The 23,725-nt window shown below is 48.6% G+C and carries 24 protein-coding genes and 1 riboswitch; of the genes, 11 read left to right on the top strand and 13 right to left on the bottom strand.

Features of this window, described 5'->3' with window-relative positions; all coding sequences use genetic code 11:
- Window positions 1-29: 29 nt before the first annotated feature.
- The 4 genes from HP570_RS23505 (at window position 30) to HP570_RS23490 (ending at window position 4,456) form a co-directional block, all read left to right on the top strand.
- Window positions 30-1,409: an MFS transporter gene (locus HP570_RS23505; protein ID WP_173627342.1), complete on the top strand. Its 1,380-nt coding sequence runs from the start codon at window positions 30-32 to the stop codon at window positions 1,407-1,409.
- A gap of 68 nt (window positions 1,410-1,477) precedes the next feature.
- Complete coding sequence (pdxR, locus tag HP570_RS23500) at window positions 1,478-2,863, top strand: MocR-like pyridoxine biosynthesis transcription factor PdxR (RefSeq protein WP_173627341.1); 1,386 nt, start codon at window positions 1,478-1,480, stop codon at window positions 2,861-2,863.
- Between the two features lie 103 nt (window positions 2,864-2,966).
- Complete coding sequence (locus HP570_RS23495; RefSeq protein ID WP_173627340.1) at window positions 2,967-3,740, top strand: HAD-IIB family hydrolase; 774 nt, start codon at window positions 2,967-2,969, stop codon at window positions 3,738-3,740.
- A gap of 23 nt (window positions 3,741-3,763) precedes the next feature.
- Window positions 3,764-4,456 carry a M24 family metallopeptidase gene (locus tag HP570_RS23490; protein WP_173627339.1) on the top strand — a complete coding sequence of 231 codons (693 nt, stop codon included), beginning with the start codon at window positions 3,764-3,766 and terminating at the stop codon, window positions 4,454-4,456.
- A gap of 136 nt (window positions 4,457-4,592) precedes the next feature.
- On the opposite strand, the gene HP570_RS23485 is transcribed toward HP570_RS23490, so the two are convergent.
- Window positions 4,593-4,772 (bottom strand): hypothetical protein, encoded by a 180-nt coding sequence (locus tag HP570_RS23485; RefSeq protein WP_173627338.1) that lies wholly within the window; start codon window positions 4,770-4,772, stop codon window positions 4,593-4,595.
- Window positions 4,773-5,186: 414 nt separating this feature from the next.
- On the opposite strand from HP570_RS23485, the gene HP570_RS23480 reads away from it, so the two are divergent.
- The 3 genes from HP570_RS23480 (at window position 5,187) to HP570_RS23470 (ending at window position 7,086) form a co-directional block, all read left to right on the top strand.
- Window positions 5,187-5,756: a hypothetical protein gene (locus HP570_RS23480; protein ID WP_173627337.1), complete on the top strand. Its 570-nt coding sequence runs from the start codon at window positions 5,187-5,189 to the stop codon at window positions 5,754-5,756.
- 68 nt (window positions 5,757-5,824) lie between these two features.
- On the top strand, window positions 5,825-6,382 hold the full coding sequence (locus tag HP570_RS23475) for a DUF1906 domain-containing protein (RefSeq protein ID WP_309139211.1): 558 nt from the start codon (window positions 5,825-5,827) through the stop codon (window positions 6,380-6,382).
- 173 nt (window positions 6,383-6,555) lie between these two features.
- Window positions 6,556-7,086, top strand: a complete 531-nt coding sequence (locus HP570_RS23470; protein WP_172142799.1) for a glucosaminidase domain-containing protein — start codon at window positions 6,556-6,558, stop codon at window positions 7,084-7,086.
- Window positions 7,087-7,222: 136 nt separating this feature from the next.
- Here HP570_RS23470 and HP570_RS23465 read toward each other — a convergent pair whose 3' ends face one another.
- The 11 genes from HP570_RS23465 to HP570_RS23415 form a co-directional block, all read right to left on the bottom strand.
- A complete protein-coding gene (locus tag HP570_RS23465) occupies window positions 7,223-7,804 on the bottom strand; it encodes a hypothetical protein (RefSeq protein WP_173627335.1) in 582 nt (193 codons plus the stop codon).
- Between the two features lie 257 nt (window positions 7,805-8,061).
- Window positions 8,062-8,877: an ABC transporter permease gene (locus tag HP570_RS23460; protein ID WP_173627334.1), complete on the bottom strand. Its 816-nt coding sequence runs from the start codon at window positions 8,875-8,877 to the stop codon at window positions 8,062-8,064.
- A complete protein-coding gene (locus HP570_RS23455) occupies window positions 8,874-9,860 on the bottom strand; it encodes an ABC transporter ATP-binding protein (RefSeq protein ID WP_173627333.1) in 987 nt (328 codons plus the stop codon). Before HP570_RS23455 ends, HP570_RS23460 begins: the two co-directional genes overlap by 4 nt.
- 21 nt (window positions 9,861-9,881) lie before the next feature.
- Window positions 9,882-10,691, bottom strand: a complete 810-nt coding sequence (locus tag HP570_RS23450) for an ABC transporter permease (RefSeq protein ID WP_142498505.1) — start codon at window positions 10,689-10,691, stop codon at window positions 9,882-9,884.
- 1 nt (window position 10,692) lies between these two features.
- Window positions 10,693-11,790: an ArsR/SmtB family transcription factor gene (locus HP570_RS23445; protein ID WP_173627332.1), complete on the bottom strand. Its 1,098-nt coding sequence runs from the start codon at window positions 11,788-11,790 to the stop codon at window positions 10,693-10,695.
- Between the two features lie 152 nt (window positions 11,791-11,942).
- The gene (locus HP570_RS23440; RefSeq protein ID WP_173627331.1) at window positions 11,943-13,271 is read right to left on the bottom strand and encodes a DUF4129 domain-containing protein; all 1,329 of its coding nucleotides are present in this window, start codon (window positions 13,269-13,271) and stop codon (window positions 11,943-11,945) included.
- Entirely contained in the window at window positions 13,268-14,458 is a 1,191-nt protein-coding gene (locus tag HP570_RS23435; protein WP_173627330.1) for a DUF58 domain-containing protein, read from the bottom strand. Before HP570_RS23435 ends, HP570_RS23440 begins: the two co-directional genes overlap by 4 nt.
- Before the next feature lie 4 nt (window positions 14,459-14,462).
- The gene (locus HP570_RS23430) at window positions 14,463-15,401 is read right to left on the bottom strand and encodes an AAA family ATPase (RefSeq protein WP_064202596.1); all 939 of its coding nucleotides are present in this window, start codon (window positions 15,399-15,401) and stop codon (window positions 14,463-14,465) included.
- A gap of 48 nt (window positions 15,402-15,449) precedes the next feature.
- Window positions 15,450-16,676, bottom strand: a complete 1,227-nt coding sequence (locus tag HP570_RS23425; RefSeq protein WP_173627329.1) for an MFS transporter — start codon at window positions 16,674-16,676, stop codon at window positions 15,450-15,452.
- The gene (locus HP570_RS23420) at window positions 16,673-17,722 is read right to left on the bottom strand and encodes an ArsR/SmtB family transcription factor (protein ID WP_173627328.1); all 1,050 of its coding nucleotides are present in this window, start codon (window positions 17,720-17,722) and stop codon (window positions 16,673-16,675) included. The genes HP570_RS23425 and HP570_RS23420 overlap by 4 nt, the downstream gene beginning before the upstream one ends.
- Window positions 17,723-17,876: 154 nt before the next feature.
- The gene (locus HP570_RS23415) at window positions 17,877-19,181 is read right to left on the bottom strand and encodes a homocysteine synthase (protein WP_016740828.1); all 1,305 of its coding nucleotides are present in this window, start codon (window positions 19,179-19,181) and stop codon (window positions 17,877-17,879) included.
- Window positions 19,182-19,273: 92 nt separating this feature from the next.
- Window positions 19,274-19,380: riboswitch (SAM riboswitch) on the bottom strand.
- Window positions 19,381-19,691: 311 nt separating this feature from the next.
- Here HP570_RS23415 and HP570_RS23410 point away from each other — a divergent pair.
- Complete coding sequence (locus tag HP570_RS23410) at window positions 19,692-20,003, top strand: rhodanese-like domain-containing protein (RefSeq protein WP_047073938.1); 312 nt, start codon at window positions 19,692-19,694, stop codon at window positions 20,001-20,003.
- A 53-nt stretch (window positions 20,004-20,056) separates the two neighbouring features.
- Window positions 20,057-20,710 carry an SCO family protein gene (locus tag HP570_RS23405; RefSeq protein ID WP_173627327.1) on the top strand — a complete coding sequence of 218 codons (654 nt, stop codon included), beginning with the start codon at window positions 20,057-20,059 and terminating at the stop codon, window positions 20,708-20,710.
- Here HP570_RS23405 and HP570_RS23400 read toward each other — a convergent pair.
- Window positions 20,707-21,045: a YqzG/YhdC family protein gene (locus HP570_RS23400; protein ID WP_173627326.1), complete on the bottom strand. Its 339-nt coding sequence runs from the start codon at window positions 21,043-21,045 to the stop codon at window positions 20,707-20,709. The genes HP570_RS23405 and HP570_RS23400 overlap by 4 nt on opposite strands.
- Before the next feature lie 102 nt (window positions 21,046-21,147).
- On the opposite strand from HP570_RS23400, the gene HP570_RS23395 reads away from it, so the two are divergent.
- Complete coding sequence (locus HP570_RS23395) at window positions 21,148-21,918, top strand: hypothetical protein (protein ID WP_173627325.1); 771 nt, start codon at window positions 21,148-21,150, stop codon at window positions 21,916-21,918.
- Window positions 21,919-22,016: 98 nt separating this feature from the next.
- Window positions 22,017-23,687, top strand: coding sequence for a ribonuclease J1 (gene rnjA, locus HP570_RS23390; RefSeq protein ID WP_012684200.1), 1,671 nt, complete (start codon window positions 22,017-22,019; stop codon window positions 23,685-23,687).
- Window positions 23,688-23,725: the final 38 nt, after the last annotated feature.

Here is a 23,725-nt window from a genome sequence, read left to right as displayed (position 1 = left end):
GAATAACAAAGTGAAGGGGAAGATACGGCATGGAAGCGACAAAAACGCAGCAAAACAGGGACATATTAATCCGAATCTTGATGTTTACCTTGGTCATATCCTCCATGAGTGCCTTGGTGTTTAACATTGCACTCCCCCAAATTAGCAAAGAGTTTGGTTTGAGCATAGCGCAAGTGAGCTGGCTATCGACCGCATATGGATTGTTATACGCGATCGGAACCGTGACGTATGGCAAGCTGGCGGATCGATACAAGCTCAAGAATCTGCTGACGTTTGGACTCTTGGTGTTTACAGCTGGTTCGTTTTTCGGTTTGGTCTCCGATTCCTTTGCGATGGCCCTCTTCGGAAGATGCTTGCAGGCAGTAGGGGCGGCTGTCATTCCGGCCACTGCGATGCTGATTCCTTTGCGATACTTCCCGCCGGAGAGCAGGGGTTCTGTTTTAGGCAGAACGGCAGTAGGATTGGCTCTTGGCGGTGCACTCGGTCCTGTGGTCGCGGCATTAATCGTCAGCTTTGCCCATTGGCGCTGGCTGTTTTCCATCCCGCTCCTGATCTTGCTGACGCTGCCGTTTTACCGCAAATATTTGGAGGATGAAGAGATCGCGTCTGGTGGGAAGTTTGATTGGGTGGGTGGCTCCTTACTTGCGATCAGCGTGACGTCACTGCTTTTGGGAGTAACGAATGGATCCTGGTGGTTTGCATTGGGCAGCTTGGTTACTTTGCTCCTGTTCGTTTTACGAATTCGTTCGGTAGCTGATCCGTTTGTACAGCCGAAGGTTTTTGCCAACAAGCCGTATACAATCGGGATTTTGATGGCATTTCTCATAAATGGAATGGGAATATCGCTTTATTACCTCAGTCCGCTGCTCTTGGCCCAGGTGCAGCAACTATCGACGAGCTGGATTGGCTTTGTGATGGTTCCAGCGGCTATCGCTTCGGCATTGCTTGGTCGTGTGGGAGGGAAGCTCGCGGACAGGCGGGGGAATGCTTTTCTGTATTTCGTTGCGTCTAGCTTACTGATTGGCTGCTTTGGCTTGCTGTCTACTTTCACTAGCGCCTCGGTTATAGGCATTGCGCTCTTCTTAATATTGGGTAACGTGGGACAGTCTTTTATGCAAATCTCGATGGCGAACTCGATCTCGAGGACGTTGACGAAGGAGCAGGCGGGAGTAGGCATGGGAATCTTCTCGATGCTGAGCTTCATTTCCATGGGGATCGCGTCTGCGGTATACAGCAAGGTGATCGATCTTGGCGCGACTACCATTTGGAACCCGTTAAATTCTTATACGAGCGGCCTCATTTACAGCAATATTTATTGGCTGATGGCCCTGATGCACGTGTGTCTTATGGTCTTCTACTACTTTCAGTTCGGTAGGGCTAAGCGACAAAGCCTTCTGGCGGATAGCTGACCTTTTGTTCATTCAGGCTTACTATTATATGTGGTAGACTAAAACAAAAAAAAGGGGGTTCCTGTCCGGTGCGAGAGCTTTCGGCCATTCGTTTTACAGAGGGAGAGCCATTGTTCATCCAAATCTATCACTTTATCAAAGACGAAATATTGCGTAACCGAATTACGTATGAAGAGTTTCTCCCCTCGATCAGAAGCTGTGCGCAATCGCTTGCTGTCAGCAAAAACACGGTGGAAGTTGCTTATCAGCTACTGGTATCGGAAGGGTACGTCACTAGCATTCAGAAAAAAGGATATCAGGTGACGTACAAGGCAGGACTTCCTTCCAGGCGGCATGTAACAGAACGAGAAGACTCTCGTATACCGCCGATTCGTTATGACTTTCGCTATGGCAACATCGAATTGGGGACATTCCCTTTTCATCCGTGGAATAAGCTGCGCAACAAGCTCATTTCCTACCATCAGCGCACGTATATGGTGGAGGGGCTGGCTCAGGGAGAGTACATCTTGCGAAAAGAACTCTCGAAATTGCTGCATGAAACAAGAGGAGTCCTCGCCACGCCGGAGCAGATCATTATTGGAGCCACCCCGCAACAGTTGGTGTCGATTGTCGTCCAGCTTCTGGACAGAGAGAAGCATGTGATCGGCGTAGAAAATCCGGGCTATGATGGTGCGAGAAATACGTTTCTCAACGGTGGCTACCGGGTACACGGTATTTCCTTGGACGCAGATGGTGTATCGATCGAAGAGCTGAGGCAAAGCGGGGCAAGCGTCATGTACGTGAGTCCTTCCCAGCAATTCATCAACAAAATGACGATGCCTCTGGAGAAAAGAAATCAATTGACTCTGTGGGCGCAATCCTTATCGCATTCTTATTTGGTGGAGGATGACTACGAATGGGAGTTCAAATATCAAGAGAGCTACATCCCTTCGATCCAGAGTCTGTCTCCCCAAAAGGTTATTTACATTGGGCGGCTCTCCAAAGCATTGCTGCCGCTCGTAAACGTCAGCTACGTCGTCCTTCCTTACGAGCTGTTATCGCGTTTTCACCAGCGCGTGCCTGAATACGATCAGCCTGTTTCCCGTTTGGACCAGTTGACGCTAGCGGCGTATTTGTCCGATGGCTATTGGCATAGACACTTGCAGCACATGCGAAAAAACTACGTGGAAAAGCGAGAGGTGTTTCTTCAAGCAGTCACGCGTTACATGGACGGACGTGTGGAAATAGAAGGGAAGGATACGGGGCTGCATGTATTTTTGACCGTAAAAAGTCAGTGTACAGAAGCGGAACTCATGGAACGTGCCTATCAAAAAGGCGTAAAAGTCTACGGAACTGCCCGATACTGGCTCCATGATACAAGGGAGCAGCCGACGGTATTGCTAGGGTACGGAGCATTGACCCCCGACGATATTCAGGAGGGCATTCGCTTGTTGGCTAGCGCTTGGTTCGAGTAACAGATCAGTTTCTGTCCCACTCATCTTGAACGATCTGTCCCTTTGGCCACGAATGGCTATCCATTACGATGGACAGGACAGCGATTAGAAAGGGTGGGGAAAAATGAAATTTATTTTTGATCTGGACGGGACGATCTGCTTCAAAGGTCAGCCGATCTCAACGAACATTTTGGATAGCCTGCTTGCACTCGAACAGGCGGGACATACTGTAGGTTTCGCCTCCGCAAGACCGTGCCGTGACATGCTGCCTGTCCTCGATGAGCGGTTTGCCAACCATCTCCTCATTGGCGCGAATGGAGCGATGACACATCACCGAGGGAGCTTGCAGGGCAGCATGCCAATCCCGGATCGTTTGGCACATGAAATCATCAGCATTCTCGATGATTATCGCGCGCAGTATTTCATCGATGACTCGTGGAATTACGCACATAATTGTGTGTCGGCACATCCTTTTTTGAGCTATATCGATCCCAATCGGACAGCCAGCCGCGTGGACGTGGATCAACTGAATGCCGTGCTGAAAATCCTGATTTTATCGTGTGACCGTTACGAAGAATTGGTGGCGAGAATCAGGGAACTCGACGTTACGCTGCATTACCATTCCGCAGAAGGTATTCTCGACCTTACTTATCGGGGAGTGAATAAATGGACTGCCCTGAATCGGTTCGATGTGGCAGGAGAGCCGTTCATCTGCTTTGGCAATGACATGAATGATTTACCGCTGTTTGAAAAAGCGCATCATTCCGTATTGATTGGCGAGTATGAACCGCTGCTTGCATTAGCGAAGGAAAAAATCGCCATGGATGATTATGTAGAGCAATCCATTATCGCAAAATTGCGAGAGTTGGGCGAGAGGTATGAGTTAGCTCTTCCGTAAACGAAAAAGGAGGCTATTCAATAATGAATCCCTTATTGGAGAAGAGACATCAGGCACTGCGCGAAGCAGAGACCAAAGCTGAGTTTTTATTTACTACCATCGAAGAAAAGGGCTTTATTTGCAGCGGTGTAACGGAAAAAGAGATCAACAAGGAAATTTACGAGTTGGCCTTTCAATTGTTCGGGATCAAAAAATATTGGCATAAGCGGATTGTGCGAGCGGGCAAAAATACGCTATATCCCTACAGAGAAAACCCACCGAATTTGACTGTCGCTCCCGAAGATATTGTCTTTCTCGATTTCGGGCCCATTTTTGAGGACTGGGAAGCTGATCTTGGTCGGACGTATGTGCTTGGAAATGATCCGGTAAAACAAAAGCTGCGCGACGATATTGAAAAAGCGTGGGACGAGGGCAAGACTTACTTTTTATCCAAGCCGGATATTACGAGCAGCGAGCTGTTTGCCTACATGTGTGAGCTCGCCAAAGCATACGGTTGGGAGTACGGCGGTCCACACGCAGGACATCTCATCGGCGAATTCCCGCATGAAAAAATTCAAGGGGATGGTATCGTCAACTATATTCACCCAGACAATCACAAGCCGATGAGAGAGCCGGACCATAACGGGCACCCGCGCGATTGGATTTTGGAGGTTCATTTTGTTGATCGGGAACGGGAAATCGGGGGATTTGTGGAGAAGCTGTTGACGGTGGAGTAAGGAAAGCGCTCATAGCGTTGAGTCGATAAGCTAGCCGTTGGTTCGTCAGAAATCACGGCAACTCAGACATTCAAAAGTTCTGTTGATATCATGCTTGCATCTTGCCATGACGGATTGACCTCCAGCATGGCTGTTTTCATTTATTTATGCTTTCTTCACGTGGGAGCTTGATAAAAGAAGCGAGATGCTCCAGAACTGGAAGGAGAAAATCGAGGATGCTAGGTAAGGCTTGCGTATCACCGGACTGCGCACGTCTCAAAATGATGGAGAATGACTGATTTTGTGCGCCAATACATTCAAGTATTTCTTTTTGCATTTGTGTACCCCTTGTCGAGTCATATTTAGCTGCTTGGCCACCTCTTCTTCCGTAAGTCTGTCTATCACAATACTCTTAATGATGAATCGGGGTTTTTCGGGAATTTGCATGAGTAGCTCCTGCACGTATATGCTCGAGTCTATGGAATCTATTAAGTTATCGCCAAATACCTCCTCAATGATAGTGGTTTCCCGATTAAATCGAGTTTTAGCAGCGTATTGCATTCTCCAAGCAATTCGCTTAAGGATTCTTCTACAACGTTCTTTCAGCATTTCATCTTCCACTAAAATCACCTGCCATAATGTATTTATACTTCCAATTGAAACAGTCTTACATTCCCCCTGAAATTTTGAAATTTCTCGACTCTCATATACATAGGTAAAAAACGAGCACAAAAAGAGGGAGGGATTACATGTGAAAAACAACTTGATGATTCCGATTGTTTGTTTCGTGGGTTTAGTTGCAGGATGTTCACAGCCAAGTCAACTATCACAGGAGCCTGCTTCCCAGCAGCAACAAATGGTTAAGCAAGAAGTGCCTCAGGGCTTTGTACCGTTGACATTGACAGAAGAAAATAAAACAAAAATAATGGCTGATGCAGAGAAATTTGGTATACAGAATATTTATGTCCCGCTATTTGTTAGAGAGGGTTTAACATTACAGGAGATTTCCGGTAGCGAGCAAACAAAACAGATTTCTCTCCGATTCGAAAATGAGCAAGGTGATCAAACATTAGAAATTAGTTTATCCCCTCAAGAAGTTTTACTTGGGGGTGCCGTTATCCAACAGCAAGAAATCAAACTCGATAACGGTACTCCTGCAAAATGGATTTCCTTCTCGAATCATAAGGAAAATGTTGAGGCAGCCGTCGCAGAATTATATTTTCAATTGAATAACACCTATGTAGCTGTAAGTAATGACTCCAACCAATTTGAAAAGGAAGTCCAACAAATTGCTTCTGCTCTCCAGCTTCTAAAAAAATAATGTAAAAAAGTAGTTTCTATTTTTCCTGTTTTTTTTCCTAGATAGGTGAAGGCGACAACTAGTCGACCATTCGAAAATCTAAGGAGGAAGAACAGGCATGGCAAAAGGAATTGATTACGCGGGAAGAAGCAAAATTGATTTCAAAAGCCGGATTGTACATCGTCGAGGTGTATCAAAATGGTGGTAGAGACAAAGGTGAATTTACCTATGCTAGCGGTAAGCAAGCTTGCGAGAGTGCTATTGAGCAAGCAGAGTCAGTGGGTCAACCGTACAACACCCCTATTTATTTTGCTGTTGATTTTGAAGCTGATTCCAAATCAGAGCTTGAAGCAGTTAAGGACTACTTCAGAGGGGTTAAATCCGCGATGGAAAAGTACGAGCGGATGAATGGAGATGCCTTTAAAGTCGGGTGTTATGGCAGCTACTATGTAGTGAAGCATATCGACGACGAAGTACCGGGAGTAAGCCATTTTTGGCAATGTAAGGCATGGAGTAAAGGCAAGGATTACAAATACCGCGACTTATATCAATATGACATCGACAAAGATTTGGAGTTAGATAATGGAAACACCATTCTGGTTGATTTCAACGAATCAGATGATAGCGCTGGTGGGTTTCAGGTATAACGGAAAAACAGAGGTCACCTATTCTAAGGTGGCCTCTGTTTTGTTGTGGAGAAAACTTTTTAACTTTTTTGGAAAAACGGTTTCTATTTGCCTCTGTTTTTTTCCTAGATAGGTGAAGCGACATTGACCGGTCAAAAAGTCGTTGATCAACTATCAAAAAGGGGAAATGAAGAATGGCTAAGTATGAACCTATTCCTACAAAAAGAGTGAAGATTGACGGAATTGTAGACACATATGTTGGGGTCAATCCCAATAATAGAGGGAATGAAAAAATCCTTGCTTTTATTGATGCTTTTAAAGCAGTAGCAGGAAGGACCAGTGACGCTTGCTACGGTTTGCCTGTTGAATTAATCCTTGCAATGTGGGGCGGGGAATCGGGGTGGTCTCAGTATGATACACAAGTTGAGAACCAGAACTGGTCGAATATGATGTATGTAGACTCGACCTACCCTGAAGGGAATATCGGTGAAGGGATAAGAGGGTGGGCGGCTTTTCCTGGCCGTTCAACTCACGGAGAAGCATTTGCAGATTTCTTACAAGGAAAGCGTTACTCCAAATTAATCGATTACTTGAAGGGCACAAATAATCCTAAGTCAGAAAAATGTGCACGTTATATTGCTGATGCAGGTTACGGCGGTACCAATCATGACAAATACTACGATGAAGTTATTGACTACCTGGAATCCGTTCGTAAGCGTCTCTAACCTGTTTTTCAAAAACAAGAAGCACCTCAAAACGGGTGCTTCTTGTTTTTTTACCGTATTTAACCGAGAACAGTCCAATGTACTCGTTTTGTCATAACCGTAGGGACTACGGGGATAGCCTAAGTGGCGGGAGCGTTCAAAGGCCTTTACTTAAATTGAGTTCTAAATCAATTTGCTTTTTTAACCATACCCCATAATCCCCCACCTGATAAATTTTCCATTCGTTTAGTTTTTGTGGGTTTTGAACGCCAACAAAGGCATCATTAGGAACGGTAGGTTCCAAGAAAAGCACGATGTCCTTTCTCGGGAATTCGTTGACTCCCACTTCTGGAATAAAGGGCTCTCTGACCAATCGAATATACGTATGGTCTTGCGTGCTTTCTCCCTCATCTAGACTTCCTTGGAGATAAGGTTGGCTCTCTTGTAAAAAAGGTAGCTCCTTCTCATCTTTTGTGCCTATCAGCTTGCCATCCCTCCGATAAGCAACGGTGTACAAATCCATCGAGTTTTCGAGAAGCCCATCGCAAATAGGGGAAACGCCCGAGACAAATATTTCCTTTCCTCTCTGGATGATAATTTTGCTTACTTCTGGATGTTTTTTTGGAGCCTCGGAATCAACAATCGGGGTGTTTTGCTGGTGTATTTCTTGACCTTGAGTGCTAACTCCGCATCCGGATAATAACCCAATACAAACAACACATAAAAATATTCGTTTCATAAGACCAGACCTCCGTCAAAACGATATTAAAGTGGGAATTTATATTTCCCCTACCGATTCAATAAATCATTATACCTTTTAAGACGGTAATTTTTGGAAAAGGTTTCTTTTGTTTGTAATTGAAAATTATTAGCTGGAAAAGTAAGAAACCGCTGAGAGGAAAGCTACTTCTAGCCGAATTACAACCTACAACCACGATTCCTTCTGAAGCAAAAGCACGACCCTAAGGTCCTCTTCATCTGGGTTTTCACCAGCACTTAATACATCACCATGTTCCCCGTCTTTTTCATATGCTTCTCCGCCAGCTTCAACAACACGACAGTCGCCGTCACCAGCAGGAGCAAGACAGCGGCGAGAAGTCCCATACTCGGTAGCATTGCTTGTAATGCTGCCCCCTCCATCAGCAGCTCGCGAATCAACTGAAGCGCGTAGGTCAGGGGAAAGCAAAAGGAAATGACCTTGGCCCAAACCGGAAAGGCCATCGGGGGCAGACGGACACCGGAAAAGATCAGCATCGGCTCATCCAGGACGGTGTACAGAAAGCTCGCGTCGCGTGAAAACAGAAAGAGCACACAGAGAAAGCCGCCCCAGACGATGGCCGATACCAGCAAAATGAGGAAGGCGAGTGGAGGTGCCCACCAGCCGCTCAATTGAATGCCATCGACAAAAAACAAGGCTAACAGGACAAAACAAAAGAACAGCCAGACTCCCTCGATCAACGAGGAAAGCGAACGCCCATACAGAAAAGCGAGTCGGTTGACCGGACTGATGAAGATCATTTCCATGGTTCCCGCTTGCCGTTCAAAGCTCATTTGCCAGGACGACTGCACCAGGCACCAATAAAAGATGTAGCCTAAATAGCCAGTCAACAGGAACAACGGCAACTGCTCGTAGCTGATGAACCGGGCTAGAGGGGAATCAGCTCCCATCCGGAACGGGGCAAACGAATAATACGCGGTCACGAAATTAATGACAGGCCAGACCAAGAGCGAGAAGTAGATCATTTTGCTGTGAAACGAGTGGCGATGCTCCTTGATGATTTCTGCCAAAAGCAGGCTACCCAGCTGTTTCATGCCCCCCTCCGATCTGCCATGTGCAGGATGACGTCCTCCAATGATGGCTGTTGGGTGGAGAGATGCAAGACGGGGGATTGGTGAGCAGCCAAGAGGGAAAGCAACGGAGTTGTCATATCCGTTTTTCCCCGTAATGTCACTTCCCAGGTCTGCTCGTCTGTTTCTGCGATTTCACGCGAGCCGTCGTAATCTTGAGCCAGCTGGCGCAGATCGTAATCGAGCGAGTCGGAGAGAGAGGGGATCACTACCTGTAAGGCTGTATCCAGGTGGAGCGATTTGATCAGGTGCTCCGGTGTATCATGCGCCACGAGTCTTCCTTTATCGATGATGTATACCTCGTCGCAAAGCTCCTCTACCTCATGAATGTAGTGACTGGTCAACAGAATGGCTTTTCCATGCTGAGAAGCGAGCTCACTCACATGCTTGCGAAGCTGCCGGGCGATGGGGGCGTCCAAGCCGAGAGTCGGTTCGTCCAGGAACAGGTAACGCGGATCATTGATCAGGCCGCGGGCAATTTGCAGTCGTTGCTTCATACCTTTGGAATAGCGCTCGACAGGGGTGTTGGCAGCCTCATACAGGCCAACCTGCAAGAGCAATGAATCGATCCGATTACGCAGTTCCTGCCCTTGCAAACCGTATAGACTTCCGAAATATTGCAGGTTTTCCCGCCCTGTCAGCCGCCAGTACAGCATGCGTTCTCCCCCTGCGATCATATTGACCTTGGCTTTGACGAACCGATCGTCCTTTACCGCGTCATATCCGTCTACCGTGATCGTGCCACTGGTTGGGGTGAGCAGTGTGGAGCACATCTTGATCGTTGTTGTTTTTCCTGCACCATTAATGCCTAACAATCCAATAATTTTGCCGGGTACCATGCGAAAAGACAGATCAGCAACTGCCTCGACCTCTGTCCATTGCTGGCGTAACCAGCCTTTTTTCTCCTTCACCCGGTATACCTTCCGTACATTCTCTGCGATTAGCATGATTATTGACCTCCTCGTTCGTTATCCGAAAATCGATTCCATAACGCGTTTTTCCATCCGACGTATGCCCCACACCCCCATGACGAGATAGACGAGGGATAAGGCTGCCATATGAAACAGCTGTGGGGAAACAGCATGCAGTGGCGCTCCTTGAATCACGCATTGCCGAAAAGCATCCAGTGCAGGTGCGAGCGGCATGATGAGACCGAGTGGTTGCACCCATTCAGGCAAATACGGAATCGGAAACGTCACCCCACTGACAAAGGCCATCACAGCAAACAGCGTGTTTTGTGTGATGTACGTATCGCGGAACCATAGCATGAGACTGCCCAAAACGAGTGCCTGGCAAAAGAAAGCTCCTGTAGACAATATCCAGACTAGGACGGCGCTCCATACATTTGTTTGAGAGAGGGTGAGCCCAAACAACGCCCCTACCAGTACAATCACCGAAAATTCAAACAAAGTACGCATGAGCTGTTGGGCGACATTCCCCAAAAAGTACCCCCTGCGCAAGGAAGGGGTGAGCAAAACGGCCTCCAAGGTCCCTTCCCGAAGCTCCGTAATGAGTGAGCGGCTGACATTCATCAAGGTAGAGACGGCAAACGCATAAAAAGCTCCGCCGAGGATGGCGTACGACAAGTAATCGGACGAGCCGGTGAGATGTGCGAAATTTTCGTCCAACTGCCCGGCAAATACATAGTGATAGGCGAAGAAGGCAAACAGCACTGTATACACCCCGGAAAAAATGTGGCCGATGACAAACGACCACGGATAGGCACGAAGCATTACGCGGGTATTGCGGATAAAGGTAGCTTTGGCGACATGAAACACGTTATTTCCTCCGTTCTGGGGGATGTGATGAAGCAGGTGGAGAGGCAAGTCCGGGAACAGGCATATCGATGAACTCATGCAGATCGACAGCCAGTTGTTCCAGCCGTGATGCAATCGCGCGGTAAAACACATACCGTCCCCGCCGTTCACTCCAGATAAAGCCTGTGTCTACCAACAGATTCAAGTGCTTGTTGACGGCAGGCTCACTGATGTTGTGCAGGTCAGCCAACTGCTGCGTGCAGTAAGGATGAGCCAATAATGATTTGAGAATCGCTGTCCGTGTCGGGTCGCTGAACACCTTCATTTTGCTGATGAAGTCAACGGGAATCACCGAGGTGGCTCTGGTGCCGGGAACGTCTAGGGATAAGCACACAGAGATATGGTTGTCGTAAATGCCGAGCAACAAATGCGGCGCGACAAAAGTAGAGACACGCAAATGAATACGGGCTAGCTCCGAATAGCCAAATGTGTACGTTTTTGCCTTATGAAATTGCAAGAAGTTCTCGTGCACCTTCAAGCGCGGGTGAACCTGCGACAAAAACGGAATCGGGTCTAGCTTGATCTGCTCTTGTGCCTCATGTACGGCGCGGACGAGCCACGGTTCAATCCGCCGTTCTTCTTTCTGGAAAAAAGGCAGATAGTCGTAGCAAAGCTCCAGAAAGCTTCGCTTGGTCGAGAGCGGATGGCGCAAAAGCTCCCGATGCTCTGGTTTCAGCTCTTCAAAAATCTCGTCTGTACGTCCTTGCATCCAAGCGTGAAGTTGTCTGGGATGATAGACGGGACCAATCATAAGCTGGGCAAACTCTCCAGCATCCATCGCCTGTACACGCTCCAACGCGGCCTCAACAGAATGCTCAAAGCACTCCTCCCAAGGTGCCAGGAAGTCCATGGCATCGAGAAACTGATTGGACATGGAGCTAAAATAGTGAAGCTTTTTCAAGAGCGGGGCAGGTAAAGCAGTGAGCAACTCCTCCGCCCAATGCAAGCGGGAGGTGTGATGCTCTGGCTTTGCAAGCACGTGGAGACTTAAGAAAAACTCATAGCCGGGTATGTATGCGACATGAAGATGCTTACGCAGCCAGTCAGGCAAATCTTGCACGGAGCATCCTCCTTTCTCGTTCAATTAACCATCTGGTGAATTCATTTTGGGAGCGGGCAAAATTGAAGAAATTATGCCGGAGGGACTTCTCGATGTCAAGAGAAAAAGAAAACAACCACGGCTAACGCATAGCACGTGGTTGTGGAGAGGTATTATGTCTCAGAGAAACGAGCGCCGAGCGTCTGCACGGATTGTTGCATCGCTGTCAAATCCGCTTCGGGAAGCGCCTTTTCCTGATAGCGATATTGCTGATAGTAACGGGTGATGCGAGCGACTGCATCCAGCTGACCTGCATCTAGCAAGGACTGTTCGCGCAGGCGATTGAAAAACTCTTGGGGTGTCTCATGCAGCTCGATTGGCACTCCTTGCTTCTCCATGAGGACGAGGAATTGATAGTAGGCGTATCGGGTGGGATCATCCTCTGGGCCGACTGGCTGTTTGAACCATTTGGCAGAGCCATTTTCTGCGCTTTCTTCACGGGAAGAGGGAGGAACAGTGGTCAATATGGTGTTTTGTGCAGCCGCCACTTCTTTTTCCAGCGTAATCGTCCCCTTGAAGCGCCTTTTCCATATGTATCGGCCGAGCAGGATCACACAGGCGAGGATGAAGGCAATGATTAAGTACGGTTGCAGAATAGAAAAGAGTGATTCTCCGAGCTGTATCTGTACCACAGGATGATCTGCTTTTTGCCCGGTACTTTCCATGAGTACCTTCATGCCTGCCTGTTTTTGGTTCGCCTTCTCGTACAATTGCTCAAACAATTCCACAATGAAAATAAGCACTGGCTCAAAGAGCGTATACAGCCCATCGCTGACAGGCCCTTTTATCCAACTCCAGATCCAATAGATGAGACCAAGTATGATAGAGCTGACAGCCAAATAGCCTGCGATTAAAAGAAAACGTGTGCCGAGCACTTGACTGCCTAGTAGCAAGCTGATGCGAGCAGGTAGCCTCGTAGAGAGTGATCCTTCCCGCAGCACGAACGCCACAATCGCCACCAACATATAGCTGAGAGTGATGAAGACAAGCATGGAAAAAGAGGCTGCGAGTGTATAGGAACCTGGGTCAGCGATGGAGGTGTAGAGTACTGCTATCACGAGCTGCATGAGGCCCGCCATCAGCGCCAGAACAAATCTGCGTTGCAGACTGTCATGTCGATACCCTTTTGATGCAGCGCTTTGTACTCTCCAAAAATAAACAGCAGCCAGTACAAGCGCGATGAACCAAGAATCGTAGAGATAGAAGCTGCCCATTCCGATGAATAACACAAGGGGATACAGCAACAGATGGAGCATAAATCGACCGCCACCACCATAGTACAACCAGCCCCCCGCCATGAGCAGGGTCGCTGCGACTAGGCAAAACGTGAGCAGTTGACCAAAGTCTGCTGTCATATACCCAAACAATACCAGGAAAACGCCCGTCAGCATGGCCTCCAGCCAAAACGCGAGCGTCCAGCGACCTATCAACGAGAGTGTCATCCCATCATCACGCTCCTTTTTTTCAGGCGAGCATGCTGGAAGCGCTGGATGATGACAGGGTCAGAAGAAACGTCCAGTACCGCAACCTGATGACCGCATTGAATAAGGCGCTCTGCAGAGGCTTGTACGGATGGGTCCATTCGTGGTGTCACAATGAGAATAGCTTCCTTCCCATGTGCTCCCTCTAACCGGCGAAGAACAGGCGCCAGTGGCGTTGTCACAAAATGGTTGATTTGCGCCAGCTGGGTCATGACGTGCAAGTGGTGTGCCTTGCCACTTCCCGCAGGCAAATGAAAATGCTCACGTCCTCGTTGCTTCACGGTGAGGTACAGCTCGTATCCGACTGATTTTCTCCTGCACAGGCCAGCTAAAGCCGCAAGACAGGAGATCGTCCGTTCATTGGTGATATCGTTATACTTCTGCATCATGGGTTCATAGGAGGGCAGGATATGCCCGACGATTCGCCAGTTTGGATGGGCTGTAAACTCGAAAATACGCGTCTCGAGCGAGCCTGTTTTGGCGGTTGCCTTCCAATGGATGTGCTTGAAACGGTCGCCTGGCATGTACGACCGAATACCACGCTGAAAAGTGACATCATCCTGTTGGCGCTGACGAGAAAGCCGATTCCCGTCCGGCTCCGATTCAGCAAGTACGACGGGAGAAAGCGCAAGAGGCAGCGGATAGACCAGCAAGGAAAAGGAAACCGACAGTGTTATGGCGGTAGGCTCCTCGCCCAATAATGGCAATGTCTCGGATTGCACATCCGTCAGCCAGACCGTACCTCGCTTGTTCGGGATGAGAGTCAAGGTGCGTGTGGCACTTTGCCGCATCGGCAGATCAAATCGCAGGCGAACGCTCGTCCGATGATTGAGGATTCGCACCTCGTCTGCGCCTTCCACTGAGACATGCTCCGGCAGTGTGAAGCGAAGCCAGGTAGCAGGCAAAGGCAGCCACGAACGATTGTGCAGGCGAACTGTAATGTGTACGGGTGTCCCTGACAGGACGCGCGTTTGATCACTGGACCATTCGAGCGACACCCATTTGGACATGGACTTGGCCCACCAGTCTTGTGCAGCAGGGAGAAAAAAGAAAAAGCCCCCAAACAGAAAGAAAAACCAATGCCCGGAAAAAACGGCGAAGAGCAGTAAGACAAAACCGATTACGTGAAAGGTTTGTTTGGTGATCATCGCGCTACACGCTTTCTTCGACGGGAGCGGGGACGCTGGTCAAGATTTGTTCCACGACTTCCTGCTCCGTCACGTGCAGCTCTGCTTCCATGGACAGGCGGATGCGGTGAGCTGCCAGACTTGGGAACACCACTTTTACATCATCCGGCAAGACATAAGTACGACCAGAAACGAACGCGTAAGCTTGGGCGGATCGCAGCAGGGCGAGCATGGCGCGTGGACTGATGCCCACCTCAACCGAGCGATGTTGGCGAGTAGCTTCCGTCAGGTCGATGATATAGTCTTCCACCGGTTGGCTGACGTGAACAGTCGTTACCTCGCGTTGCAGAGCCGCAATTTGGTCGACAGTGATGACCGGCTCGACCGCCTCTAATGGGGAGCCGCTGCGGAACCTCCGCAAAATTTCTTTGGCATCCTCTCGTGTACCGTAGCCAAGAGACAGCTTGAAAAGGAAGCGGTCCAACTGTGCTTCCGGCAGCGGATAGGTCCCTTCCGATTCAATCGGATTTTGGGTAGCGATGACCAGCATGGTCGATGGGAGTGGCAGGGTAACGCCTTCAATCGTAACCTGGCGTTCCTCCATGCATTCCAGCAAACCGGATTGAGTCCTGGGAGTGGCCCGGTTGATTTCATCTGCAAGCAAGACATCCGCAAAAACAGGTCCCTTTCGTAGTTCGAATTCACTTGTTCGTTGATTGAATACGTGAAGACCGACGACATCGGATGGCAGCAGATCCGCGGTGAATTGCAGGCGGTTGTAAGAGCCGCCAATCGCTTGCGCCAATGTTTTGGCAAGCACGGTTTTTCCCATTCCGGGCAAGTCCTCCAGCAATACGTGACCACGGGCAAGCAAGGCCGTTACTAATAGACGGATCTGACTTTCCTTGCCCACGATGACGCTACTGATAGCATGCTGAAGGTTATCCAATGTCGGATGTATCATGAATATTCTCCTTTTCTCATTCAAAATTGCGGAGTCATACGATTTTTATTATATATGGAATATCCTGTTAGTTACAAATTTTCGAAATAATAATCCCGTAAGCGCGGCGAGCACGATGACGGCCCCTACAGAGATGTAAAGAGGGCGAATCCCTACCTGATCGCTTAGCTGTCCGCCTAGCCAAATACCGACGGGCATCGTCGCACGCACGATGAGCAAGCGGACAGACAGTACACGCCCCATTAGCTCGGAAGGAACGTGAAGCTGATACAGGCTTGTGCTGTGTACCTGGAAAAAGGGAGCAAACAGACCAGCTAGTAGTTCGATGGTGATTGCAAGCCAGATGTCATGGGTAAAGCCTATTGCAACAAAGCTCAAGCCTCCTAGTACCAGTGACCCTAACATGATCAGGGGCTGTCCAAGGCTGCTACGGAAGCGAGGCACGAGCAATGAGCCGAAGAAATATCCCAACGGATAGCCAGCCAAAAACAAGCCTACATAAAACGAGGTGCCTTGCAGCTCGCCGGCTACAAAAGGCAGGTTTAGCACAAGTGTGACTCCGACAGCAAATTGGACGAGAGCCGAGTACAGACCGAGCCAGAGTAGAAGGGGCTTCTGCCAAAAAACCGCAAGACCAGCCTTAAACATGACGTACCACGATTGCTTCTTGTTGGCGGTATCCGCTGGGGCGAGTGGACAAAGAACCAGAAAGAAACCGCTGAGCGCATAGCTGATCGCGACCAATGCGAGTACGGACTCACCGCCGATACTCGCCACGAGAATCCCAGCCAAAGGCGGACCTGTAATCAAGGCAATGCGCAGGACACTATCCAAATAGGCATTGGCTTGGAGGAGCTGCTCTCTTTTGACCAGAGCAGGGAGGAGCGACTGGCTGGCTGGCACATACAGCGGTTGAACGAGACCGTTGATTAAGGCTGTAAAATACAGCGGCCAGAGCGATTCTGTCCCGGAAGTAATGACCGCAAAGGACAAACAAAAGGCAGCCGCTCGCATCCATTGAGAAAAAAGCATGACACGCTTCTTGTCGAATCGGTCGATGTACGGTCCGGCTACCAGCTGAATGGTGAGCGACGGCACGAAATACAGCAGCCACATCTGTCCGACCGCACCTTGTGAGCCTGTTGCCTGATAGATTAACCAGCTATTGGCGAGGGTACCGAGTGAGGCGCCTAGTTCTGAAATGAGCTGACCGAAAACAATCCAACGATAAGAACGCTGCTGCCAGACAGAGGCTTGTACAGCGGTTTGGCTCATGGGGTGCTCCTGTCCAGGAATTCATCCCATAACAGGGGAAGCTTGTCCAGCGTATGACGGCGGAGTCTGTAACGGGAGCCTGCTGTTTCAACGAGATGGGCAGACCGCAGCATGGATAGGTGATGGTGTACTGTCGATTTCGCCATTGAGAGTTGATCGGTTATCTCTTGCAGGCTCAGGTCTTTTTCCGCGAGCATTTTGACCATGCGCAGCCTGTGCTCATCTCCGAGTGCTTTTAAGGCTTGCACCAGTGATGGGGGTGGCTGATAAGGATCTACAGCATCGTGCAAATTTTCGTCGGCAACAGGGTAATAAAAAATCTTCGTACCGACAGCATCGGCCTGTACAGTCCACGGGCGGTAGATCGCTTGCGGAATCAGCAGTACGCGTGTCACGGCAGGCTCTGGGAGGTAGCTCGATCCCGTCGCATACTCCACAAAGGCTTCAGGGTTGAGCTTTCCTAGCTTGCTTTGTTTTTGCGACCAATCCCGTTCTAGCATGCGAACGATTTTTTCCTCATGTGGCTTGATGTGAGTGGTATACCAGCCTTCCATCAATCCGAGAATATGACTCCGCAGCACTTCTCCATCAACGGAAGTAATATGTTCGATATACGATTCAAAAAAGAGATGTGCGCTGCACGCTTCCTGTAAAGCGGCGCAATCATCCTTGCTTCCTTGTGCAGCCTTCCGCCGTGCTTCCTGCCTATTTTCACCGAGGTAAGGGAGGGCTTCGTATCGGAGCTGTTCGATTGAGAGCTCTCTGACATACGAGAGAAAGGAATCCAGATCAGCGAAAGGGCAAAGATCAAGTAGTTGCAAAAGCGTCTTCCACGTGTTGTGCTTCTTCGCATATTCGACCTCTTGCCGTACAGAAGGTGATAGCTCGGCCAACAGTTGACGCCAGTAGGTAGGAGGGTGCTCCATCGTGTGATGCAATTGGTCGTAGGTAGCGGCAGCGATTCCCAAGGCAGCTTCGAATAAAGGAGAATACGAGAGCTCAACCCGATAGGTCGTTCGTTCACTGCCAATGTTCAAAATCTTCATGTGATCATCCTTCCAAAATTTGTACATAATTATGTATTTTATAAAATACGAATTTAAAATTCAATATTTTTCGAACGAAATGAGAAAAGGAAAAGAAGAATCACAACTCTCTATCCAAAGAGATCATGTGATTCTTCTTTCTGTAAAGATATGGTTAGCCGACCGTGGATAATTGCAACGCACGCTGTAGTGCTTGCTCCAGATCAGAGAGGATATCGTCGATCGCTTCTGTGCCGACTGAGAGACGAATAAGCCCCGGGGTCACTCCGGCTGCTGCCTGCTCTTCTTCCGTCATCTGCTGATGTGTTGTGCTGGCTGGGTGAATGATGAGTGATTTGGAGTCTCCGACATTTGCGAGATGGGAGAACAGCTTCACTGACTCGATCAATGTTTTTCCTGCCTCAACGCCACCGCGAATGCCAAAGGTCAGGATCGCGCCAGCACCTTTTGGCAAATATTTTTGGGCCAATTCACGCTGGGAGTCTGACTCCAATCCCGGATAACTCACCCACTCTACCGCAGAATGATTGGCGAGAAACTGGGCTACTGCCAAGGCGTTCTGGCTATGCCGCTCGATGCGCAGATGCAGAGTTTCTAATCCTTGCAGGAACAAGAAGGAGTTGATCGGAGCGACTGCTGCTCCGATATCGCGCTGGAGCTGGACACGTGCCTTGATAATATAGGCAAGCGGACCGACTGCTTCTGTATAGACGACGCCATGGTAGCTTGGATCTGGAGTAGTCAGACCTGGGAATTTTCCGTTGTTCCAGTCGAATTTTCCTGAGTCTACGATGATACCGCCAATTGCTGTTCCGTGGCCGCCGATGAATTTGGTGGTGGAGTGCACGACGATATCGGCCCCGTGCTCAAAAGGACGGCACAAAATCGGAGTCGCAAAGGTGTTGTCCACGATCAAGGGCACACCATTCTCGTGAGCAATATGGGCGATCGCCTCGATATCAGCGACATCAATACGCGGGTTGCCGATTGTCTCGCAAAACACGGCTTTTGTCTTTTCATTGATATAGGCCCGGAAATTTTCCGGATTGGATTGATCTGCAAAATGAACCTTGATACCGAGGCGGGGAAGAGTGTGGGCGAACAGGTTGTAGGTACCGCCGTAGAGGCTGCTGGAAGCGACAATCTCGTCACCCGCATGTGCAATATTTAAGATGGCAAATGTAATGGCAGCCTGCCCGGATGCGGTCGCGAGTGCACCAACACCACCTTCGAGCAGAGCAACACGCTTCTCGAATACATCCTGTGTGGGATTCATGATGCGTGTATAGATGTTCCCAAACTCTTTTAGGCCAAACAGGTTGGCTGCATGCTCCGTATCGCGGAAAACATAGGAGGTCGTCTGATAGATCGGAACAGCACGTGAGCCTGTTACAGGGTCAACCTCCTGCCCACCGTGTACCGCAAGTGTTTCTGGCTTCCATTGTTGTTGATCGGACATGTCCATCTCTCCTTTTACTATAAGGGAATCAGCGAATAAAAAAACGGAGCATTCTCCTGAGAAGAAGAAGGCTCCGATCATGCACGGGCTTGTGTTCATCTCTCAGAATCACTGGATTCTGCAGGAATTGGCACCATGCAGCTAGTCTGCTGGTTGCCGGGCTTCGTAGGGCCTGTCCCTCCACCGCTCTTGATGAAAATAATTGTTGTCGTAATTGTATGAAAATAAGTCCGTGCTGTCAATGTGGAATATACAGTTATCAGGGAGGTTTTTATGTATATATGAATGAAGGTGGCTTACTCATGCCATTAATTTGTAACGGTTTTGTCTCAAGCTGTTCACATCCCGTGTGGCTACTGCCGTAGCGAAATAGGAGATAATGGTAGAAAATAGGGAACATCAATGCAGGGTGAAGCCAAGTGCTCCTCGCGTTAGAAAAGTAAAAAAGCGTGTGATATCATGGAGGTGGTTGCAACTGATCTGATCGTACATATAGGAGGATAAATAGCGATGAGCCATGGAGTAAAGGAAATCACACCACAAGAGCTGTTGGAAAAGCTGGAAGCCAAAGAGGAACTGCAAGTCATTGATGTACGTGAAGTGGATGAGTGGAATGCAGGTCACATTAAAGAGGCAAAGCTGATCCCACTTGGCTTTTTGCCACATCGTATCGATGAGCTGGATAAGAACATTCCGATTGTGATGGTTTGCCGCAGTGGTGCCAGAAGCAATACAGCTACAGAGTATTTGAGTGCACAAGGGTATGACGTGGCGAATATGGTTGGCGGCATGCTCGCATGGCCAGGTGAAGTGGAACAATAAACGAGATAGAAACAGTGTGAATGCCTCCCGTGTGTAATCAGGAGGCATCACACATGGGACAAGCAGGGAGGAAGCAACCGATGAGTGAAGGAGCACAATTGCAGCAGGAATCTGCAATGAAGAAACATTGGTTTCCTGTGTTAGCTGGTATTATCATTTTAGCTATCGTCGGAGTATTTGGTTATAATTATATGACAAAAGAGAAGATCGAGGTATTGAAGCCGATTGCAGACTTCACCTTAGACAACAGTGACGGAACAACCTATACATTTCATTCAAGTGCTGGCAAGGTACGACTGGTAGAGTTTATGTTTACCAAGTGCCCGGATATTTGTCCGGCGACTACGTTTAACATGGCCAAGCTGCAAGATCAGTTGAAGGAAAAGGGACTGTTCGGAGACAAAGTGGAGTTTGTTTCCATTTCCTTTGACCCTGATAACGATACACCGGAAGTCTTGCAGGAGTATGCAGCCAAGTTCAAGGCAGATCAGAGTGGCTGGAAGTTCCTGCGTGGGGACGCTCAGGCTGTAGAGAAAGTAACGAAGGATTTTGGTCTGATGGTCATTAAGCAGCCAGATGGTTCTTATTCCCACACGGCTCGCATGTTCCTTGTGGATGGAGAGGGAAACATGCGTCGTGCGTACGGGATGGCAGCTAACATGGAACTGGAAGTCATGATGAAAGAGATGGTACAGCTCGCTGACTAGCGGGTCTCCTCATAGAAGATGTTTACGACCTCTTCTGTTTGATTCACGAATTCAATATGAACGAGTAACGCCCACCTGCGATTGCTTTCTTGAAGCAAGAGCTTAAACGTCTCTTCTGACGTGGTGGGCGTTTTTTGTTTTCGTCCGACATGCAGGTAGTCCACAATTTGAGCGTTTGGATATCGCCTCATCGTTTCCTGCATCGCGAGCCTGCCCCATTTTGCATAGGGAGGCTGGGCATAGGTAGGGAACGGCTGAAAGATGAGCAGGAAAAGGACGGTGGAGAGAAGGGGCATCATGTTCCGATAGCGAAATAGGCGACGAGCTGTTTGCACTTGCTATTCCCTCTCTTTTTCGAATGATTTGCCATGTATTTTGAAGACTTTTCGGAATATCATTCGTAGAAAATAATGACAATGAAATGCGGGAGGTTTTCGATGCATTACTTGCTCATTCCCTTATTTGGCGTTCCTGTTTTGGTGGGGGTTCTTACGGCGATTTTTCAAAAGCCTCCTTTCTGGAAAAAATGGGGGCTGACGATTGCTTCAGCCGTATTGATTTACGGAGGCTGCTTTGCCGCGAATGTATATTGGCAAGTGAAGTATGGCATTCCGGTGTTACCTACGGAGTCTGATTTGGAGGTCTTTTTCTATTTTTGTATCCTGTTAGTGTTTGTTTGTATTCTCCTGTATATTGGCTTTTTGATCACGATGAGAAAACAGTTTTGGAAGATGAACCTCGTTTTTCTATGCACAGCTTTTGGTTTGTTTAGTTTTTTTGCCGCTGCCTTTTTAGGGATGGGTCCCTTTTTGAAGAAAGCGGAGTACGTGATCGTCGTACAAAAAGCAAAAGACCAGTGGAAAGAGGCGAAGATGGACAATGAGAAGCCTATTGATCTCGCCCTCGTATACAGCAGACAAGAGTGTACCAAAAATTGTGTCGGGTATCCGTATTCAAGTCTCATCCTGGTACGAAATCAGTCGGACCAGCCGTTGGAGATCGATTTGAAGCTTCGATTGAAAAACAAAAGCGGCAACGTATTAAAAGAGGTCGAGGCCATACCGTTAAAGCTCGCTTCAGGAGAAATAACGGAGGTATGGACGGGCGATTCTTATGCGAAGCACGATTTCTGGGCGAGAGCTAGTGCCGTTACCGATGAACGAGTTGCCGATTTGGAGTATCAGTATTCGATTATTGACCGAAGATGAATGTGTGGAATAGACAAGACTGGGTGAAACGAACGTCTTACGTTGTGATATAATAAGAATGGCATGCTTGGTTCGGATTCCCATAATCATGCACGACGATGTTAGGAGGAAAGAGATTGAGCGACGTTAAGATTTTCGCGATGGGCGGCCTCGGCGAGATCGGAAAAAATATGTACTGCGTCGAGTATGAGGACGAAATCATCATCATTGATTGCGGGGTGAAGTTCCCCGAAAATGAAATGTTCGGTATTGATCTGGTTATCCCGGATATTTCTTATCTGAAGGACAACCAGCATAAGATCAAAGCACTTTTGTTGACGCACGGACATGAGGATCACATCGGAGCGATTCCTTATATTTTACGGCAAATCAAGGTGCCAATTTACGGTGGTCGTCTGACCCTGGGCTTGGTCAAGGCGAAGCTGGAAGAGCACCGTTTGCAAAATGAAGTGAAGCTGATTCCAATTTCGGAAGATACGGAAATTCCTTTTGCCAAGCTGAAGGCGACATTCTTCCGTACGAACCACAGTATTCCGGATTCCCTGGGAGTTGTGCTCTATACACCAGAGGGAATGGTCATTCACACGGGTGACTTCAAGTTTGACATGACACCAGTCGGTCAAACAACGGAGTACGGAAAAATTGCACGCATTGGTGCGAGTGGAGACGTCTTGGCGCTTTTGTCCGACAGTACGAACAGTGAGCGTCCTGGATTTACGATGTCGGAGAGAACGGTAGGGGAAGGGATTCTCGATGTGGTACGCAAAGCGCGTGGACGCATCATCCTGGCTACCTTTGCTTCCAACGTGCATCGCCTGCAACAGGTGGTAGATGCTGCAGAGCAGTGCAATCGCAAAGTGGCGGTTATTGGCCGCAGTATGGAAAAGGTTTTCTTGATTGGACAAGAGCTGGGTTACATCCAAATGCCAGAGGGCATGTTGATTGATATTAAGCACATCGACAACTACGCGGACAACCAAGTGCTTATTATTTGCACGGGTAGTCAAGGTGAGCCGATGGCAGCGTTGACCCGAATTGCTTCCGGATCGCACCGTACTGTTTCCATTTATCCAGAAGATACGGTTATCATTTCCGCATCCCCGATTCCTGGGAACACAATCAACGTAAGTCGCACGATAGACAAGCTGTACCGTGCAGGGGCCAACGTGGTATTGAGTCATGCGTTTGACATCCACGCATCTGGACATGGCAGCAGTGAAGAATTGAAGCTCATGCTCAACTTCATTCGTCCGAAATATTTCATCCCGATCCACGGGGAATACCGGATGCTCAAGACTCACTCCAAGCTAGCCCAACAGGTTGGGATCGAGGAGAGCAACATCTTTATTATGGACAACGGCGAAGTGCTGAATTGCAACCGCGAAAAAGCGTGGCTCAGCAAAGTACAAGCAGGGATTGTCCTCATTGATGGCAGTGGTGTTGGCGACGTCGGCAATATCGTTCTGCGCGATCGCAAGCATTTGGCAGAGGATGGCTTGATGGTTGTAGTTGTCAGCCTGGATATGAAGAACTTCAAAATTTTGACGGGCCCAGATATCGTGAGCCGCGGGTTCGTATACGTACGCGGTTCGGAATCCTTGATTCAGGAAGCGACACAGCTCGTTCGTGGGCGTCTGCAAGAAGCATTGGATAAGAAAATCAAGGAATGGTCTGAGTTGAAGTCACAGATTAATGAAGTGATCAAGCCGTTCATTTATGAAAAAACAGGCCGTAACCCAATGATTCTTACCATTTTGATGGAAGTGTAGCTTCTGCTTTCTCGGGTAGGCGCAGTCGGGGTATAATA

The organism is Brevibacillus sp. RS1.1, from assembly GCF_013284365.1.
GTDB classification, from domain to species: Bacteria; Bacillota; Bacilli; order Brevibacillales; family Brevibacillaceae; genus Brevibacillus; species Brevibacillus brevis_D.
This window is presented reverse-complemented; position numbering and strand designations above follow the sequence as displayed.